The following is a 19,631-nucleotide window of genomic DNA, read 5'->3' as shown; positions in this document are numbered from 1 at the left end:
GATGAATAGTGCATTTATTGATTTTATGCGCATCCGTTTTCTAACGATGCTGGCATACCGGGTGAATTATTACTCCGGCATTTTGATATATACGCTGAATATCGGCGTGTATTACTTTACCTGGCAAGCTATTTACGGTAGCAGTGGGGAGCTTGGCGGCTTCACGGCAGCGCAGATGACCACTTACATCGCTGTATCCTGGATGGCACGTGCTTTTTACTTTAACAACCTGGACCGGGAGATTGCCGCAGACATTCGGGATGGCTCCATTGCGATTCAATTCATCAGGCCGATCAATTACGTTATGGTCAAAATGATGCAGGGTCTTGGCGAAGGTATTTTCCGCTTCCTGCTGCTCATGATTCCGGGAATGCTCATTGCCATTCTGCTGTTCCCGGTTGAATTGCCTACGGCGCCATCGGCGTGGATTGGCTTTCTCGTCATGCTGTTCTTCAGTTTCCTCATTAATTCCCAGATTAATGTGATAACGGGACTGGCGGCATTCTTTGTGGAAAACAATGAAGGCATGATGCGTATGAAACGCGTCGTGGTTGATTTGTTCTCCGGTCTAATCATCCCGATCAGTCTGTATCCAGGCTGGATGTCTGCGGTGATGAAAGTATTGCCTTTTCAGGCCATTACGTATCTGCCCGGTTCTGTGTTCACTGGAAGAGTGGAAGGTACCGCCATCTGGAGTGTACTCGGTATTCAGGTGTTCTGGTTTGCCGTACTGCTGCTTCCGATGGTATTGATCTGGCGTAAGGCGCGCAAGCGTCTGTTCGTGCAAGGGGGATAACAGATATGTACTATATGGGTCTGATCTGGGAATATTTGAAGAATTACATGAAAACACGCCTCACGTACCGTGCTGATTTCTGGGTGGAGATCCTATCGGATCTGCTGTTCCAGGCAACCAACCTGATCTTTATCTTTGTGGTGTTCCGCCACACGGATAACTTGGGCGGCTGGAGTGAGAGTGAAGTGCTCTTTGTTTATGGATATTTTATGGTGCCCTATGGCATCTTCAGTTGTTTTATCAATCTGTGGGGATTCAGTGAGCGGTACATCGTCAAAGGTGAGATGGATCGGATCCTGACACGTCCAGCACATAACCTGTTCCAGATATTGCTTGAAAATGTGGACCCGCCTGCACTCGTGGGCTCGTTTATCGGCTTGATCATCATGATCTTCAGCGGAGCAGAGATGGGTCTGATGCTGGAGTGGTGGCATATCCCTGCCTTAATTATTTTGGCACTCAGCTCAGTCATGATCTATGCCGGCATCTATACCACCCTGACTTCGTTGTCCTTTTATTCGGACGCGCCAACAGGTATCCTGCCGTTGATGTATAACATTCAAGGATATGGACGCTACCCGGTAACGATCTATAACCGTGCTATTCAGGTGCTGTTAACCTGGATCATTCCGTTTGCCTTTGTGGGGATCTATCCCGCAGCGTTGTTCCTGGAGAGGTCCGAGATGCATCGCATGGCGCTGCTTACACCTGTGATGGGATTGGTGTTTGGCTCGATGGGCTTGCTGTTGTGGAATTTTGGCGTGAAGCGGTATCGCGGAGCAGGTTCATAATAACGCCCTATAGCATTTCATGGGGGAGATTAGGGAGGAACTGACATGACGTTAAATGTAGGCGAATTGGCACCGGATTTTGAGCTTCCGTCCAGTACGGGAGAATCAGTAAAGCTTTCGGATTACCGCGGACAGCGGGTACTGCTTTATTTTTACCCCAAGGATATGACCTCGTCCTGTACGCAACAAGCTTGTGATTTCCGGGATCGACATGCTGAATTTGAAGGGCTGAACACGGTCATTCTCGGAATCAGCACCGATCCGATGAAACAACATGACAAGTTTATCGCCAAATATGGACTGCCTTTCACCTTGTTGTCGGATGAAGAGCACGTTGTAGCCGAGCAATACGGTGTATGGCAGCTGAAGAAAATGTATGGCAAGGAGTACATGGGTATGGTTCGCTCCACTTTTCTGATTGATGAAGAGGGGAAATTGATCAAGGACTGGTCCAAAGTTCGGGTCAAAGGACATATCGAGGCTGCGCTTGAGGCTTTGAAGACATTGTAATTAATGATTTAGACATGTGTGAATAAATACATCTTAACCGTTTCATCATTAAAGGCTGTGCTTCGCGGAATTTACCGTGAACACAGCCTTTTTAGGTGGGCAATCGTTTATGATTGGTTGAATTGTTCTTGCTCTTGCCCGAACGAAGCCGATGCACAAGCAGTAGGAATAGCGGAATAATAAAGCTTACCGTGATATCCCAATCCACCCAAGCGGGCATGATCGTATTGGTGTAGAAAATGACATTGGGAGAAATCAGTACAGCTAACGCGAATAATAACATCGCTGATGGCAGGATGAGAGGTTTATATGTCTTTAATCGAAATAGCTGAGCTGTTCCAACGACAAAGGAGAACATATACAGCAGGCTTTTAAAATAGGTAGCAATTAACCACGCGGTTGCCATGAACGCCTCAATTCGCTCGAAAAAGTTGCCGATATTAATTTTCTGGGACAGGGTATAGGAGATGTAGATGTCATGTTGGGTCAGAAAGGGGCCAAATATCATCAGTGAAATGACCAACAATGTGGTTAGTAACAGCCCTCCACATAAAGTAGCGAGTAACATGTCCCGTTTGATGTGAGGCCCGGACATCACATAAGGAAGAACCATGGTGATCACGATTAGTTCACCAAAGGAAGTGAAAGCCCCTCTAATGATAGACTGCATCAGATGAAGCCAAGGGGTGTTCAAGTAAGGCTGTAGATTTGAACTGTCTACTTTGGGCATCAGCCCCAGAAATAATAGAATCATAAATGCAACAACGATTGGAGTCAGCATTTCACTGCTTCCTCCTATTGTATGCAAACCATGCATAAGCCCCCAGACCAGAGCGCACATAAGGATAATTAGAATGACCCGGATGGGGGTCTGAAGGTAGATCTGTGTGGTCATGAAGTCACCGACTTCACGGATACATATGACAGCGCCTATGGCGAAATAAAATAGATATGCAGCTGACAAAACAGACCCTGCCCACCGGCCAAGTATTTTTTGGCAGATTTCAATAAGGGAAAGATCAGGATGCGTCTGATGAAGTTTGTATAGCACCCACATGATAAGTATGCCGATCGGTTGACCGATAAGAGAACAGATCCATGCATCCTGTTGACCCGAAGCAGTAACCACGGAGGGATAGAGTAGAATCATGTCCCCAATCATGACGAGAAAGGTAAGGACTGCAAATTGCCTAATGGTGATTTTCTCCTTAATTAACATAGACACCGTTCTCCTTCTCTATATTCAGCATGGATGACTTTCATGGATGAACTCCATTTTTCCATCTATACCAGGCTCCTTCCCTCAAAAAAAGCACTCATTCCTGTGAGGAATTGTTTGGAGTAACCGATGATGTTCTGTAAGACTTGAGCAATTGTATCAGCAGGAGACAACCCGGCAGAATGATCCCCAGTGTGGTATCCCAATCTACCCAATATGGAACAATGGTGATCACGATAAAAGTAATGCTTGGTGAGATCAGATTGGCTAATCCGAACACAAGTATGGACGCAGGGAGTACCAGTATCTGATACTGCTTAAGCTTGAACAGTTCCGCACAACCAACAATAAAGGCGTATAAGTATATCATCGCTTTGAAGTACGTAGAGATCAGCCAGGAAGAAGCCATAATCGCTTCAATACGTTCAAAAAAGTTCCCAATACTGATTTTCTGGGACAAAATAAACGAAGCATATATGTTATGTTGCGTAAGAAAGGCACCCAAGACCAGCAACGATATGGTAACGAGTGTTGCCAATACCAAACTACCTAGGCCAGCTGCAATAATTACGTCCCGTGTTCGATGAGCCTGCTTGGCAACATAGGGCAGTATCATCATGATGGGAACGACTTCACCGATTGGATATATAATGCTTACCAGAATGCCTTGCGAGATAGAGACAACACCCGTATCACTTACTGGCTTCAAATTTCTGATATCAATCTGAGGAAGCAGGCAGATTGCAAGGACGACAATAAACACAATAACAACGGGCATTAGTAGTTCACTACTTCGCCCCATCGCCTCTAATCCATGAGACACTCCCCAGGCGATCACGATGACGAACATCAGAATGATGATGCGAAGGGGAGTGTACGGGAAGATTTGAGTGGTCATGAAATCGCCGACTTCTCTCGTATGTGTGGAAGCGCCAATAATGAAAAAGAACAGGTAGAAGCAGGAAAAGAAAGTACCTGGCCAGAACCCTAGAATGCTTCGTGCCATCTGCACCAGATTTTTTTCTGGGTGCATGCTACATAGCTTCAGGAACATGGCCATCAGTGCCATCCCCAGAGGAACGCCTATAAAAGCGCAAATCCAGGAGTCTTGTTTGGCATAGGACGTGATGACCGAGGGGTAGATCAGCATCATATCCCCGACCACCATCATAAAGATGAGCGTGGTCAATTGTCTTGTTCCAAGGCGCCCCTGTTCCAGCATAATGGTCCTCTCCTTTTTCTAGGTTCCCGTCAGATGTGCCAAGAATTGATTAACAGGTTCATAGATCCACATGATGATATAGAGCGGACTGGGGAAATCCCACAGGTTGGCTGCAATCACACTGAACCCTGTGGCTATGACGAGCATTCCGCTGTACACAACTGTTTCCCTCCATTCCTTACGGCGGATGAGACCTGGAAGATCAACCATACCTACGAGGCCCCCTATGACAATGACAGTAATTGTAATTAACATCCGGTCTCACTCCTTCAAATCCTCCTTGAATGAATCATCCAGTGTACCTACACGTTTGATCTGTGCATTGGCTTCATATTTAACATCCAGATTCTCAAAATATTGATCCCAATCCTTCTCAATTTTTTTGAAAAATTTAGGATCGGCATGATAAACTTCCTGACCGAATCCAAAAATGTCAATATGGAACTTTCGCCGCACTGAATTCACGGATTTTTCCATCAGTTCTATCAATCGCTCCTCACTGTCCTTTTCCAACTCTTTGAGTGTTTTCATCGAACCAATTTTGATTCCACACTCTACTGCACCAATGGAAGATACATTTTTAATTTTGATGTGGATCACAGGTTGGTCATCAATGACCTTTGCTTTTCGTTGAGTCTTGGTGCGAAGGGTTTTAAAAGTCACATTTCCTCCTTTTCGGCAAGGCAGGTGACCTATGGTAGATACGACATTGTCGCGGATATAGTTGTACCCTTTGGATTCATCTTCCGTTAACCAGCCAATCAGTTTGTCTTTTTTGAATACACTCAATCCTGTTGAAACTAGACGAGCTTTGGACTTAATCGTCGCAATATTGTCTTTGCTTCCGCTTCTCTCTGAATTTCCAAAAACCTCTACACCAGTGATTACGGGTTGTATTCCGGAAGTAAGCATATATTCCATCAACTGATCACCGGTTACAGTCGTTGTAGGAGACCAGGTCTTGGCAGACACGTCCAGGGAATTAAATAACTTCTCTGCAGGTAAATTCTCTAATGGAGTAAGTGTGTCCAATACCTTGGAAGCTGTAGTATTTCGAGCAACCATGACGTAATAATCGGGCCGGACAGTAGGTTCTCGCATTAATGCTTCCATAACATCGTAGATGCCCTCTTTGCGGGCATATTCTTCACTGAACACCAGTACACGGATATGTGCCATGAATATACGGCGTGGGCTTGTCTCGGTCAGCTTTTGAATCGCTTCAAACAGCGTGGGCGCGGACGCTTCGTACAGCGTGACAGGAGTGCCATTGCCTCCCCCTGACTTGGAGGAAACTTCATTTGGCACAACGACCTGAGCGCTCACTTTAATCAAATCGCCATCCTTGTCTACACCAAGACCCAGCATAATGCCAAGTTCATTCAGCTCCTGGCGATCCCAGCATCCGGTAAGGAGAGGGAGTAGGAATGCAATGCATACAATTAATCGGAAGCACTTGTTCATACGTTGTTCTCCTTACCGAATTAACGCTTCGTTTTTTTTTTGGTTTGTCTGGTTTTGTTCGGTGTACCCGTAGAGAGTGGCCGTGTTTTCATACGGGACCAGGGCACACGAAACAGCGTATCCTTCAGATCTTTCTGAATTAGAGGTGCAAAGGGGGACATATATGGTACGCCAAAAGAACGCAAGCTGCACAGGTGTGTAACTGTAATGAGCAGAACAATTAGAATACCGTAGAAACCAAAAGCTGCCGCGAGAATCATCAATACAAATCGCAAAATTCGGACAGAGATAGACAGTCCATTCTCTGGAATGACATAACTGGATATGGCCGTTATGGAAACGATAATAACCATTGCTGCGGAGACAACTCCTGCATCTACGGCTGCTTGGCCAATCACCAGTGTTCCGACAATGGAAACGGCCTGACCGACCGTTTTCGGAATACGTATACCTGCTTCTCGCAAAATTTCATAGGTCAGTTCCATCAGTATGGCTTCAATGAATGCGGGAAAAGGAACGCCTTCACGTTGAGCTGCCAGACTAATGAGCATATTGGTGGGCAACATCTCCTGGTGAAAGGTGGTAATGGCAATATAGAAGGATGGAGCTAGTAAAGCAATAAAAAAGGACAGATAACGAATCAAGCGAATCAATGTACTGATATCGGCCCGTTGATAGTAATCCTCCGGCGATTGGAAGAAATGCACGAACAAGGCTGGAACCAGCAGCACAAAAGGCGTGCCGTCCACGATGATGGCTACTCTACCCTCAAGCAAAGCAGCACAAACCGTATCTGGACGTTCACTATTGTAAACCGTGGGGAATAACGTTCTGGTTTCGTCTTGTACAAGTTCCTCGATGTACCCGCTCTCAAGGATACTGTCGATATCGATCTCATCGAGTCTTCGACGCAGTTCTTTTACAATCTCCTGATCCACGATATGTTCCAGATAGAGCACAGCCACTCGGGTTTTGGTAACCTGACCTATTTCTCTTTCTTCGATCCAAAGATGAGGATTACGGATTCGTTTGCGGATCAATGATGTGTTGGTACGCAGGTTTTCGTTGAAGCCTTCCATAGGCCCCCTAACGACAGTTTGGGAGACAGGTTCTCCAACGGATCGATCTTCCCAGCCTGCTGCACCAATCTTCAATCCTCGTACAGATCCTTCAAGCAGTAAGATAGCTGATCCCGAAAGAAGTGCATTCATTACTTCATCCATATCATCGACCAGCAATACATCACTGGCGATCAAGATATCATTCTGGAGGTAGCTGAGATGTTCATCGTCTGCAGAGAATTCAGGGAGATCACGCTTTTGCAATAATGATTCCATAATGGAGTGATTCAGGATCTGCACATCCACTAATCCATCAATGTACAACATGACTGCAGGCCATTTATGTAAACACTGGAGAGGGCGCATCATCAAGTCGTTGCTGTTCCCCATTACTTGCTTGCAGTATTCCATATTTTCGCTTAGATCCGGAGAGATTTGCCTCTGATCTTGGCGTTCCAGCGACGATTCACTCATGCCTTCACCTCCCTATACACCCTATATTTCAAGTTAGTATGACCTGGATGAATTCGGATTATCACAAAAAAAAGGAGCTGCGATTATTCGCAACTCCTTGCCTGTTTATTATAGATGGACTTTTGTCCGAATTTACTTTTGTCTTTGTCGAACAGGGGCTGGCTTGGATACGGTGGATCTTGCTGTCCATGCTTTGCGGTAACGATAGAGCACAGCTACGATAAGCAATAGGCCGATTCCTCCCACGATATATGCTGCATATTGATGAGCCAGATGGAATACGGCGTTCCACTGGGGGCCAAATATTTTGCCAATGCCCAGAAACAATACAACCCAGAACAGTGCGCCTGAATAGGCGTAGAGAGCGAATTTGCGAAAGGGAACAGCGGCTATGCCCGCGAAATACCCGGTGAAATGCCTTACACCCGGAATGAAATAACCGATGAAGATTAAGGCATTACCATACTTGGCAAACCACTTTTGCGTTTTATCGAGCTTGTCCTGCTTCATCAGAAACCATTTTCCGTATCGTGTTATAAAGGGCAGTCCTGCTTTGGCTCCAATAAAATAAGTGATGGTCATGCCAATCGTTGTTCCCAGAAAAGCCAGTATGGTGAGGATTCCGAAGTCCAGATGCCCCTTGTAGGAGAGAAACCCTGCGTAAGCCATCGTTGTTTCACCAGGAAAGGGAAGTGCGATGAATTCAAGCAACAAGCCAAAAAACAAAACGCTGTATCCGTAGGACCCAAACAGATGTTGGATCTTCTCAAGCAATTCCAATAGATTTCACTCTCCTGAATACGGGGTGGGAGCATGAATACTCTCCAAGGTGTTTTAATGTGTTCTGCCTGTTCATTATGCTACCTAATCTGAAGCGAAGAATCAATCAGGCTACATAGCAAATTGTGAAAAAATATTAAACAAAATCACGTCTTTTTTCAATGTAGCCTCCATATAATTCTAACAAATCTGCTGAAGTCTATCAGCAAATTACTAGAGACGGTGGAGGTCGATTCGTAAATGGTACAGAGACCGGAATTCAGAATCAAGAAATTAGGGGGAAACTCTGCAACAACCATACATATGTTTTTAGCTGGACAGTGGTCTGTCATTCTCATGCGTATTGCGATATTGTTATGTGCATTTGCTGTATATGCAGGCACGGCTTATGCATCTTCTGCTTCTGGCTCAGGTGATCCAATCCCGGAAGATAAGAATACTCAAGACAAGGTAGTTTATCTGAGTTTTGACGATGGACCGGGGAACCATACCCGTGAAGTATTGGATATTTTGCGTAAGGAGAAGGTTTTGGCTACATTTTTTGTGCTGGGTGAGCAGGCAGAACGTTATCCCGAGTTAATCCGGGGGCTTGTGGAGGATGGACATGCACTGGGCAATCATACGTTTAATCATCAATACGAACAGCTGTACAGTGATTTTAAAGTGTTCTGGAAACAGATTAAGCAGACAGAGGAAGTGCTGGAGCGTATAACCGGTTTCCGTCCGAATCTGGTGCGAGCACCAGGCGGTACCTACGGGCATTTTGACCAGAATTATTTTGATTTGCTCCAACTGGGTGGATACACCGTCATGGACTGGAACGTCGATAGTGGAGATTCCAAGCGTAAAGGTGTTCCAGCCAAAGAGATCCTCAGCAATTCGACCAAAGTACCTGCGGGGGCACGTTCGGTCATTGTCCTGATGCATGACGGTGGTGCACATGCTGAAACGGTAAAAGCACTTCCGGGTATTATCAAATATTATCGTGATCATGGATATCGTTTTGAGACCATAAAGAGTACGGATCAACCAGTTCAATTCCGTGTACATCCAGATGGTAAGTATAAGGCCCGCAAGGTGCCAGGAAAGGCCTGGATCGCAGAGCATGTAGAAGCGAACGCGACGTTATGGCTTGCAAGCAAGAAGCTGAAGGTAGAGGTGGGCTTGGCTGCAGCTACCTTGCAACCGGGTGAGTTCCGCATGGAGGGGCCGCGAATCATGGTGCCATTGCGTACTTTCATGAAAAAATTCGGGGGCAGCACTCGCTGGGACTCTGAAACAAGGACGGCCATAGCAGTATGGAAGGAAAGAACGATTCATGCAGACAGTGTGAGTGGAACACTGACAACAACCGGGGCAATTGAAACGGGAGCAGTACAGAGTCAAGGTGGAACCATCTGGGTTCCGTTACGTGAGCTACTGGAGCAGATGGGGTTGAGGGTGAATTCCTTAACCAGTAATGAAGCAGAGTGGACGGTAAAGGCGGGCACTTCCAGATCTATTTCGGCAATGAACAACATATTTAAGTATAAAATGATCTGAAGAAAGTAATTCTTGCAGGACTATTCTCTCTACTTCCGGGCAACACTGAATCATAGATTACTATGGTTCAGGAATGCTGATGAACGGAAGGAGATCAGAGAAATGTCTTATATCCGAATGGAACATGAACATGCTGTTGAATTGTTAAACAGGGTCATGAAGCGTGTTGAGAGTGTGATTATTGGCAAAAAAACAGAGATTCGTTATGTCCTTACCGCAATGCTCAGTGGAGGTCATGTACTTCTGGAAGATGTGCCGGGTACCGGGAAAACGATGCTGGTTCGTGCCGTTGCTTCTGCACTGGACTGCTCCATGGGCCGGATTCAATTCACGTCCGATGTCATGCCGGCAGATGTTACGGGCACTTCAATCTATCATCCACATACAGCTGAATTCAAGTTTCGTCCCGGACCTGTCATGTCCAACGTTGTCCTGGCTGATGAAATAAATCGCGCTTCACCACGCACTCAGTCTGCCCTGCTGGAGGCAATGGAGGAACGACGTATTACGGTTGATGGTACAACCTATGCCTTGCCACGCCCGTTCTTTCTGCTGGCGACACAGAATCCGTTGCAGTTCGAGGGTACGTACCGTCTGCCTGAAGCGCAGCTGGATCGATTTATCATGAGAATTGGATTGGGGTATCCCGATCCGGAACAGGAATTGGAATTGTTAACCCGCATGCAAGGTAGAGAAGCGATTGATGAACTTCGCCCTGTCCTGCTTGCTGAAGAGGTCGTAGCCATGCAGCGTGAAGTCAAACAGGTACATGTTGATCCGGTCGTTAAACAGTATCTGGTGGCTGTTGCTGTAGCCTCTCGCAGCCTTCCGGCGGTCAGACTGGGCATCAGTCCGCGTGGAACACTGGCCTGGATGGCTGCGGCGCAGTCATTTGCCTATCTTCAAGGGCGCAGTTATGTCATTCCGGATGATGTGAAAGAGGTAGCTGTGCCTGTCCTTTCCCACCGTATTCAATTGAAGGCACAGAACAGAGCGGAGGTTTGGGGGCAAGTACAGGTCATTGAAGAAGCATTGTCATCGGTCCCGGTACCTGTACAGATGGCATCACAGGGAAGGGGACGGAGGCAATGACTGCGCTGGGACAACGGATTGTGAGTGCTGTCTTGGTGGTGGTTTTTGCTTCCTTGTATCAGTGGCATGGGGGCAAAGCGGCGTTGTTTCTATCCGTTATAGCTTTCTTGATGTTCACAGGAGGTCTGTTTCTCCATTGGTTCGGACCACGGCGTATTCACATCCGCCGGAAAATACACACGAACCGGATTGAGGCAGGCGAGCAGGTACGGGTTCTGGTCGAACTGGAATTCAATTGCCGTATTCCATTGTTATGGATCGTTCTGTGTGAGAACACACCTGCAGGTGTTCATCGCAAATTGATTTTCCCGGGAACACGGCGACAATTTTCCTATCAATATGAATGTTCCGGGTTACGCAGAGGAGTCTACAGATGGGATACGGGCAGATTGTACTGGGGTGATATGTTTGGCTGGAATACCCTCTCCGCAGAGACCGCGGGAGGTACCCCCTTGATTGTTGTTCCTCAAGCAACAGCTTGGGGGAAGGGTGATTCGGTAGAATTCGCAGCGATGATCGAAGGGACTCTGTCAGAGCGAAGAAATAGCCAGGGTAACCGTAGCCCTGAGTTCCGTGAATATCAGCAGGGTGACCCACTGGGACGAGTTCATTGGAAAAGTACAGCCAAAACGGGAAAACTTCAGACCTTTCTGCCTGATACCACGGATCTGGCTTCGCTCGGCATCCTTGTGTATGAAGGCGCGTCAGGTTATGACGTAAAACAACGGGAGAACATGGATGCACCTGCTTTTGAACGAGTGGTTCGTGCAGCTGCCCGCTGGATTCATACCGCTGAACGGGATGACATTCCTTATTATCTGTGGATGGAAGGCGGCGATAAGAACTATGATGCACAAGATCAATGGAAACATGGGCCGTTCCATGCAGATGATGAGAATCATGGACTGGACAAGTTAGCGGGGGCACGAATATCCAAAGCACAATCAGGCTCTGTTTCGCTTCGAACGGAGATGCTGGATGGACTAACGAGCGGGTCGCGAATTGTGGTTCTCACAGGTAAGATGGATCAGGTTCTGGCCGAATGGATCATAACTGCAATCGGGTCGGGTTATCGTGTAGAGGTGCAATTGACTGAAGCAAACCAGAATCAAAACCAATTAGGATCAACGGATAGATTGATGAATGGGTTGGGATATGACAGCTTAAGTTTGGAGCGGCTTCGTCACAGCGGGGTGCCGATCCACGCGGTTACAGACGTTGCGTTATCTTCATTGGGAAAGGTGGAGGTAACGGATGTGGGAGCGTAATGGTAACCAGCAACCCAATTCCACTGTGGCCGACTTAGAGTCAACGGACCGTACGAGAATGGAATCGGCCCATTCTGTATATATAGCTGTGAACCAGAATTCTGTGACGGATATAAAGGATGAGGGATATGTGAGCGTACCTGTCCTGTACAAAATTGTTATTTCGGCCATTTTACTTATACTGTCTCTGGAGTGGATATATCCGGTTACATCATCAGATCAGCAGGGCAGTGAACGGTTCTTGTCCGTAATGGCGGGATTAACGGGAGCATTGTTGCTCGCGGGGTTAATTCGTACAGGATGGATCACCGGAGTACTGATCCGATTATTCATTGCACTCACTGCGCTATGTCTGATGTACGGAGGAAGTGATCCTGTCCGTTGGGCCGTTGCATACCCTGGGATATTTTCAGCGGATATGGACACGTTTATAAATAACTGGCGATTTCACTCGATTAGTACAGAAACGAGAGGTTTGTTCATGATGTGCGGCTGGAGTATGCTCATGGCTTCTGTGCAATCCCTCGTATTGTTACGTCGAAGCGTGATGCTGTTTGGCAGTGCAACGCTGCTCTATTTGCTTTTGCTTGAATCCTTTGCGGGGCTGGATGTGTATGCTTCCGTAATACGGTCTGTCCTATGGACTTTTCTTATTCAGGCTCTGCTTCAGCTACTACGTCTCAATGGAGGAGTCACGACTCCGAGTTATCGCGGCAGCCCCTATGGCCGTTGGAGTGCAGTAACTATCGTTGCTTCTGCAGGTATGGTACTTCTCTCCGCGTTACCTGGCCAGTTTGCTTCCATTCCTCAACCTGAACGCATATCTCTGGAACAGATGGGTGAACGCATAGCTCGCTGGGCAGGTTATACACAGCACAGTAGTATCCCTGCTGCAACAGCAGTCACGGGATATAGCACAGCGGACGCGCCTATGGGAGCACCGTTGGTGCAGGGGAACTCCATCTTTTTTATAGCAAAAAGTCCAAAAGTGACGTATTGGCGAGGGGAGACCCGTTCATATTATAACGGTAGTACTTGGAGTGATCCGGGTCAAAGCTTCGAAACGGCAAGTCCATCCGGAATGCTGCGTGCTGATGGTTGGGAGAATCCAATCTATTGGAGTCGCATTCGCCAAACTGTCATGATGCAGCGAGAGTGGAAAGGACCAAATCCACTCTTTACCGGAGGCACACCGGTCAACGTATCGTTCCAGGATAAGAACAAGGATAATCAGGAAAACATGTTTTCTTTGCTGTCTAATCGCGATTCGGCAACATTGTGGCTCGCGAGCTCCGGAAACGATAAGATAGTTAAACATTATTCGGCAGACGTCATGGTTCCTGTCGCAACACCTGAACAGTTACGTCTGCTTGAGGAAACGAATAAAGGGAAAGATCCGGCAGCCATTCGGAGGGATTATCTGCAATTGCCTGCATCACTCCCTGGTCGAGTGAAGACGCTTGCCAAGGAAATCATTCAAGGCAGTGAGACCCGGTATGACGCTGTGCAGGCCGTCAAGACTTATCTGGCTGCTCATGCCGAGTATACGTTGGATACCCGTATGCCACCGCGTGGAACCGATTTTGTGGACGATTTTCTATTCGTCACCCGGCAGGGGTATTGCAATCATTTCTCCACAGCTATGATTGTGTTGCTGCGTGCAGAGGGCATCCCCGCACGCTGGGTTAAAGGCTTTGGGCCTGGAATTGCTGACCCGAATGTGCCCAGTCAATATGTGATTTCACAGGGAGATGCACATTCCTGGGTAGAGGTATATTTTCCGGTTGCAGGCTGGATGCCGTTTGAGGCCACGCCAGGCTTCACCATGGCGCAAGGCGCGGGCGAAAGTGTCGCAGCGCTCGCCGGGCCGCAGCCTGTTGCGGAGACTCCGCCGTATATGAGCGGCGGATTGGCTAATGCGGGCGCATGGCTGCTCGCCCGCGCACGGGCTTTTGCCGCGGAGCCATGGCTCGCGGCAGCCCTTGTGGCAGCGGCCCTGCTGGGCGCCGCTGCTCTGATCCGCATGCGGCGGCTACGCCCCGCGCTGCGGATAGGGCTGCTGCTGGCGTGGCCACGCAGCAGCTTTCCAGACCGCGAGCGGCTGCTGCGTGCCGCCGCTCCGGTCTGGGCCGCGCTCGCGCGCCGGTACGGCCCGCGGCCGCCGGGTATGACGCTGCGTGAATATGCAGCTTCACCGGCTTTAGCCGCAGGCGCGGACGGGGCGGACATCGCGCGGTTTGCAGCCGACTGGGAACGGCTGCTGTACGGGCCAGACCGTCCGCTGCGCACGGACAGTCTGGACTTTCTGCGCCGGGCACTTCGTTTGGCCCGGCGGTTGCAGACGTTGTAACACAAGGATGTTACAACGTTACACCAAAGATGCGAAGCAGGCTTGCCATACAGTCGCTATCGCTTTCCAATAGAGCTTGGCCACTTGTGGGCAGATGAAGATCTCCATTGCTGGCGCATTGTTATCTAAATGAAGCGTTTGGTTCATCGCTGCATGCCATACATAAGACGCCTTTCGCGCTGCGCTGCGAACGAGGCGTCTTTCCACGATCATACACTTGAACCAGCATCTTGCTGCCAAGCTTTTCTGTTCGAAATTTCATATTTAGAGGCATTTGGTAATCCTGTTTTGAGATGTCGAAAAAAGGAGTTTCGCCTTTCCTTGACGGTATGTTTTGTCGTTGCGTATAATTAGTTTCATTGAATTGAGGGAGGCACGGTTATGAATAAACAGAATGAAATTGTAGTTGTCCTTGACTTCGGGGGTCAATACAATCAGTTAATCGCCAGAAGAATCCGGGATCTTGGCGTATACAGCGAGCTTTTGCCGTATAATACACCGGCGGAAAAGATCGCAGAAATAGCACCAAAAGGGATCGTATTTTCAGGTGGTCCGTCCAGCGTATACGCTGAGAATGCTCCACACGTGGACCCAGGTGTCTATGACCTGGGCTTGCCGATCTTCGGTATCTGCTACGGGATGCAGCTTATGGCCCAGCAGGCTCGAAGGTAAAGTAGAACGTTCCGAGAAGCGAGAGTACGGTAAAGCAGACCTTGAGTTTGCCGCTGGATCTACACTGGCAAAAGGCATTGAAGGCGAACATACGGTATGGATGAGTCACGGTGACCACGTGGTTACACTTCCTCCAGGTTTCAAACTGGATGCAGGCACGGAAAGTGCGCCAATCGCTGCCATGAGTGACGATGAGCGTAAATTGTATGCTGTTCAGTTCCATCCGGAAGTACGTCACTCTGTTCGCGGTAACGACATGATTCGTAACTTCCTGTTCGAAGTTTGTGGTTGCGAAGGCAACTGGACGATGGAGACATTCATCGATGACACGATCAAAGACATTCGTGAAAAAGTTGGCGACAGTAAAGTACTGTGTGCGCTTAGCGGCGGTGTAGATTCTTCCGTTGTAGCTGCATTGCTTCACAAAGCCATTGGTGATCAACTGACATGTATGTTTATCGACCACGGTCTGTTGCGTAAAGGCGAAGCAGAAAGTGTAATGGAGACGTTTGTCGGCAAATTCGACATGAAAGTTGTCAAAATTGATGCACAAGAGCGCTTCATGTCCAAACTGGCTGGCGTGGATGATCCGGAACAAAAACGTAAAATCATCGGTAACGAGTTTATTTACGTATTTGATGAAGAGTCCAAGCAGTTCGATGATTTTGCATTCCTGGCGCAAGGTACACTGTATACGGACATCGTAGAAAGTGGTACAGCAACTGCACAGACGATCAAATCCCACCACAACGTGGGCGGTCTGCCTGAGGACATGAACTTCAAACTGATCGAGCCACTGAGCACGTTGTTCAAGGATGAAGTACGTAAAGTCGGTACCGAGTGTGGCTTGCCGGACGAAATTGTACACCGTCAGCCGTTCCCTGGTCCAGGTCTTGCAATTCGTGTTCTTGGTGAGGTTACCGAAGAGAAACTTACCATCGTTCGTGATTCAGACTACATCCTGCGTGAAGAGATTGCCAAAGCCGGTCTCGACCGCGAAATCTGGCAGTACTTCACAGCCCTGCCTAACATGAAGAGTGTCGGCGTTATGGGTGATGCACGTACGTATTCCTACACTGTAGGTATCCGTGCTGTAACATCCATCGACGGTATGACTGCGGACTGGGCACGTATCCCTTGGGATGTGCTGGAGAAAATCTCCGTACGGATCGTTAACGAAGTTGATAACGTAAACCGTATCGTCTATGACGTAACTTCCAAACCACCTGCAACAATCGAGTGGGAATAGGGTATAGACTCTTAACGATAGATTATAAAAAATGCTCTTTTATCTGCGGTATTTCGCAAATAAAAGGGCGTTTTTTTATTAAGAAGAATATTGTGATCAAATTTTTGTAGGGCTACTTTTTTTACAAGTAATAAACTTTCAAAATTCATCCCATTTTAAAGTTCACTTCATGATCCTTTCAGGTCGGGCCTGTACAATAAGTACATACTAAGAGCTATATGGCTACTGAAGGGAGAATTGAATGTATGCGTAAAACCGACTATATGAGCAAATGGAAGATGGGCATTGGAAGTGCGTTTCTGATGGTGATGCTGGCAGGATGCGGTTCAGGTATGCAAGATCTGGCTTCCGGTTCGGGGGACTTTCCATTTGTGAATTTAGAGGCAGCGGATGCTTCTTCCGATCAGTCCAGTAACCAGGAGTTATCCTCTGACTCAACAACAAACACAAATCAGGAACAACAAGAGATACAGGATGCTTCGCAGACAGAGATATAATTAACATAGGACTGATCCGGTAAAAAATAGCTCCGGAACATGTCGCAAATTGCTCCATATACCTAATGAGTATAAGTCTTCGGAATACGAGACATCGTTATTATTCCTATATCATCATACACCTGATTGCTAAGACGCATCAGAAATATAAGCTAGCCTGATTAGAGCGCTTCTGCTCTTTGACCAGGCTAGCTTTTTATGTTATCCTGCGGAACTTTCAGTCTGAAAGAATGGACATATCCCATTGAGATTGCACCGAAAAAAGCGTATTCAATTGGGTTGTAAACCGCTGAACTGGTTCAATCTGTTAAATAATACGAACGATATTCTAAAAGCGTGATATTAACATTCGTTTTTCTCATTGACAAAAACATACTGCCCTCCTAAAATAGTGATGGGAAACAAACAAATAGCGCATACTTATTCGTATAATCCTGGGGATTGGCCCGGGAGTCTCTACGAGATCACCCTAATGATCTGGCTACGAAGAGGAGAAGGCTAAGCACATGAATTCTACATGATTGCGGGGACATCACGCACATTAGAATTTTTTTTGTTCTTAGTAAAGGCACATGCCACTCCTTGTCAATTTGAACCCTGGGTGAAGAATCTTCATCAGGGTCATTTGTCGTTTTTCAATATGGCTTCAACATCTCTAAGGGGGAGTTAGTAATTATGGATCGTTTCTTTAAATTAAAAGAAAACGGAACAAACGTTAGAACGGAGATTGTTGCGGGTCTCACTACGTTTATGACAATGGCTTACATTCTTTTTGTAAATACGTTGTTCTTGGGACAAGCCGGTGCGGGGATGTCGGATAATGCAGTATTCTTTGCAACAGCCGTCGGCGCCGGATTAATGACTATTATTATGGGATTGTTCGTGAATATTCCAATCGCGCTCGCACCAGGTATGGGGCTGAATGCGTACTTCATGACTGTCGTTCTAAGCTCGAATGGAGCGATTACTTGGCAGGCTGCCCTCGGAGCGGTATTCCTTTCAGGTATCGTGTTCATTATTTTGACCGTGACGAAGATTCGGCAAATGCTGCTTGTAGCAGTTCCACAGTCGATCAAAATGGCCATTACTGTTGGTATCGGTCTCTTTATTACCATTATTGGTTTCAAACTTGCTAATCTCGTGGCTGTAACAGTTAATGTTGCGCCAGACGCAGATCTGAGTCAGCCGATTCCAGGTAGCAGTTTTAACTTGTCATTGGGAAACTTTATAACGCACCACGATGCTTTGCTTGCACTGATTGGTTTGCTCCTTATTGCTATATTGATGGTTATGCGCGTCAAAGGCGCTCTGCTGATCGGGATCGTAGCAACAACGCTGATTGGTATTCCGATGGGCGTTACGAATCTGAGTGGTCTTTCAGGCGCAAGCTGGTTGCCTAACTTCAGTGATCTGGCGGTTGGACAGCTGGATTTGAAAGGTGCCATCAGTCTCGGATTGTTCGAGATCATCTTCATCTTTACCTTCGTTGAATTGTTCGACACGTTTGGTACGATGGTAGGTACTGCAACGCGTATGGGGATTATGAAGGATAAGAAAAAGGCGAGAAAACGATCGGTAAAGCGATGCTCGTCGATGCAGTTGGTGTCAGCGCAGGTGCTGCACTAGGTACAAGTACCATTACGGCATACGTTGAAAGTGCTTCAGGTGTTGAGGCAGGTGGACGTACAGGACTGACTTCGGTAACGACAGGTTTGTTGTTCATTTTGGCCCTGTTTATCGCACCGCTTGCGCTGGTTGTTCCATCCGCTGCGACGGCTCCGGCATTGATCATCGTGGGTGTACTTATGATGAGTCAAGTGCGCAGCATTGAGTGGGATGATTTCCTGCAAGCTTTCCCTGCATTCCTTACCATTGTATTGATGCCTTTCACAGGTGGAATCGCAAACGGAATCTCCGCAGGTATCGTATCTTATGTGATTCTGGCGGTGTTCAGTAACTTGGTTACAGAGCGTAAAGTGAAAATTCATTGGCTTATGTGGATCTTGGCGCTCATTGTAATTTGCCGATACGTATTTATTGGCGGGGAGTAAGCGTACATTAGGTTTAATGAAGAATACGGAGATAAGTTTGATACCTTATATATGAAAGAAGCGGAAGCCACGGGATTTAAACCCGGAGCTTTCGCTTTTTTTGTATTCTTTTCTTGGGAAAAATGAATTTCAAAAATGTTTTCCTTCTATATAGAAGGAATGAGTATAATGTTCTATGATCTGTTGGTTGTTTATCTAATGAAATTATCGGTTAATAAGTTCTATAACGTGATGAGTATGTACGTATACAACATGAGTTTCTCTATAAGTTGGATTAAGGATCATATAAAAAAACTTATTGCGTTTGTAAGTTAATTACTCTGATCATCAAAGTTAGTGCGCAGATGTATCATTTAGCTGGTTATAAGGAGATACTTGTTAAAAGGTCTATAGGGTATTCATTTTATAAGAATTTAATGTTTATCTAAAAAAGACTTGCGTTTCATAACTGTACATGGTATATTCTATTTCCGGCCAAAAAAACACGAGATACACGGTGCGGCAAGCGAATGAAATAAGCTTCGAAAGAAACTTAAAAAAAGAGCTTGCAAAGTTGGTTCGGACATGATATTATATAAGAGTTGCTGAAGAGA

General features: G+C 46.9%; 14 protein-coding genes, 2 pseudogenes and 1 riboswitch. Of the genes and pseudogenes, 10 read left to right on the top strand and 6 right to left on the bottom strand.

Annotation, left to right across the window (positions count from 1 at the left end; genetic code table 11):
* Nucleotide 1: 1 nt before the first annotated feature.
* Genes MHB71_RS21590 through bcp form a run of 3 tightly spaced genes read left to right on the top strand, consistent with a single transcriptional unit; the run spans nucleotide 2 to nucleotide 2,097 of the window.
* Nucleotides 2–796, top strand: coding sequence for an ABC-2 family transporter protein (locus tag MHB71_RS21590; RefSeq protein WP_036614077.1), 795 nt, complete (start codon nucleotides 2–4; stop codon nucleotides 794–796).
* A gap of 5 nt (nucleotides 797–801) precedes the next feature.
* Nucleotides 802–1,587, top strand: a complete 786-nt coding sequence (locus MHB71_RS21585; protein WP_036614076.1) for an ABC-2 family transporter protein — start codon at nucleotides 802–804, stop codon at nucleotides 1,585–1,587.
* 45 nt (nucleotides 1,588–1,632) lie between these two features.
* Nucleotides 1,633–2,097 (top strand): thioredoxin-dependent thiol peroxidase, encoded by a 465-nt coding sequence (gene bcp, locus MHB71_RS21580; protein WP_036668208.1) that lies wholly within the window; start codon nucleotides 1,633–1,635, stop codon nucleotides 2,095–2,097.
* Between the two features lie 91 nt (nucleotides 2,098–2,188).
* On the opposite strand, the gene MHB71_RS21575 is transcribed toward bcp, so the two are convergent.
* The 6 genes from MHB71_RS21575 to MHB71_RS21550 all read right to left on the bottom strand — a co-directional run bounded on the left by MHB71_RS21575 (nucleotide 2,189) and on the right by MHB71_RS21550 (nucleotide 8,317).
* Complete coding sequence (locus tag MHB71_RS21575) at nucleotides 2,189–3,316, bottom strand: endospore germination permease (RefSeq protein WP_340027639.1); 1,128 nt, start codon at nucleotides 3,314–3,316, stop codon at nucleotides 2,189–2,191.
* A gap of 97 nt (nucleotides 3,317–3,413) precedes the next feature.
* Nucleotides 3,414–4,538: an endospore germination permease gene (locus tag MHB71_RS21570; RefSeq protein ID WP_340027638.1), complete on the bottom strand. Its 1,125-nt coding sequence runs from the start codon at nucleotides 4,536–4,538 to the stop codon at nucleotides 3,414–3,416.
* An 18-nt stretch (nucleotides 4,539–4,556) separates the two neighbouring features.
* Nucleotides 4,557–4,793, bottom strand: coding sequence for a hypothetical protein (locus MHB71_RS21565; RefSeq protein WP_047841432.1), 237 nt, complete (start codon nucleotides 4,791–4,793; stop codon nucleotides 4,557–4,559).
* A 6-nt stretch (nucleotides 4,794–4,799) separates the two neighbouring features.
* Nucleotides 4,800–6,002, bottom strand: a complete 1,203-nt coding sequence (locus MHB71_RS21560) for a Ger(x)C family spore germination protein (protein ID WP_127550914.1) — start codon at nucleotides 6,000–6,002, stop codon at nucleotides 4,800–4,802.
* 20 nt (nucleotides 6,003–6,022) lie between these two features.
* Nucleotides 6,023–7,537: a spore germination protein gene (locus MHB71_RS21555; RefSeq protein ID WP_340027636.1), complete on the bottom strand. Its 1,515-nt coding sequence runs from the start codon at nucleotides 7,535–7,537 to the stop codon at nucleotides 6,023–6,025.
* Between the two features lie 132 nt (nucleotides 7,538–7,669).
* A complete protein-coding gene (locus tag MHB71_RS21550; RefSeq protein WP_340027635.1) occupies nucleotides 7,670–8,317 on the bottom strand; it encodes a DedA family protein in 648 nt (215 codons plus the stop codon).
* A gap of 240 nt (nucleotides 8,318–8,557) precedes the next feature.
* Here MHB71_RS21550 and MHB71_RS21545 point away from each other — a divergent pair, with 240 nt between their 5' ends.
* The 7 genes and pseudogenes from MHB71_RS21545 (at nucleotide 8,558) to MHB71_RS21515 (ending at nucleotide 19,038) form a co-directional block, all read left to right on the top strand.
* Nucleotides 8,558–9,859: a polysaccharide deacetylase gene (locus MHB71_RS21545; RefSeq protein ID WP_340027634.1), complete on the top strand. Its 1,302-nt coding sequence runs from the start codon at nucleotides 8,558–8,560 to the stop codon at nucleotides 9,857–9,859.
* 102 nt (nucleotides 9,860–9,961) lie between these two features.
* Nucleotides 9,962–10,951, top strand: a complete 990-nt coding sequence (locus tag MHB71_RS21540) for a MoxR family ATPase (RefSeq protein ID WP_076320367.1) — start codon at nucleotides 9,962–9,964, stop codon at nucleotides 10,949–10,951.
* Entirely contained in the window at nucleotides 10,948–12,219 is a 1,272-nt protein-coding gene (locus MHB71_RS21535; RefSeq protein WP_340027632.1) for a DUF58 domain-containing protein, read from the top strand. The genes MHB71_RS21540 and MHB71_RS21535 overlap by 4 nt, the downstream gene beginning before the upstream one ends.
* A complete protein-coding gene (locus MHB71_RS21530; RefSeq protein WP_340027631.1) occupies nucleotides 12,206–14,569 on the top strand; it encodes a transglutaminase-like domain-containing protein in 2,364 nt (787 codons plus the stop codon). Before MHB71_RS21535 ends, MHB71_RS21530 begins: the two co-directional genes overlap by 14 nt.
* Nucleotides 14,570–14,950: 381 nt before the next feature.
* Nucleotides 14,951–16,490, top strand: a pseudogene (gene guaA, locus MHB71_RS21525) (glutamine-hydrolyzing GMP synthase).
* 245 nt (nucleotides 16,491–16,735) lie between these two features.
* Nucleotides 16,736–16,987 carry a hypothetical protein gene (locus MHB71_RS21520; RefSeq protein ID WP_340027630.1) on the top strand — a complete coding sequence of 84 codons (252 nt, stop codon included), beginning with the start codon at nucleotides 16,736–16,738 and terminating at the stop codon, nucleotides 16,985–16,987.
* Between the two features lie 404 nt (nucleotides 16,988–17,391).
* Nucleotides 17,392–17,491, top strand: a riboswitch (purine riboswitch).
* A gap of 171 nt (nucleotides 17,492–17,662) precedes the next feature.
* A pseudogene (locus MHB71_RS21515) lies at nucleotides 17,663–19,038 on the top strand (NCS2 family permease).
* Nucleotides 19,039–19,631: the final 593 nt, after the last annotated feature.

It is taken from the genome of Paenibacillus sp. FSL H7-0940 (assembly GCF_037979415.1).
Taxonomy (GTDB): Bacteria; Bacillota; Bacilli; order Paenibacillales; family Paenibacillaceae; genus Paenibacillus; species Paenibacillus amylolyticus.
Note: the sequence above shows the minus strand (reverse complement) of the source record. Positions and strands in the feature narration are given on the sequence as shown.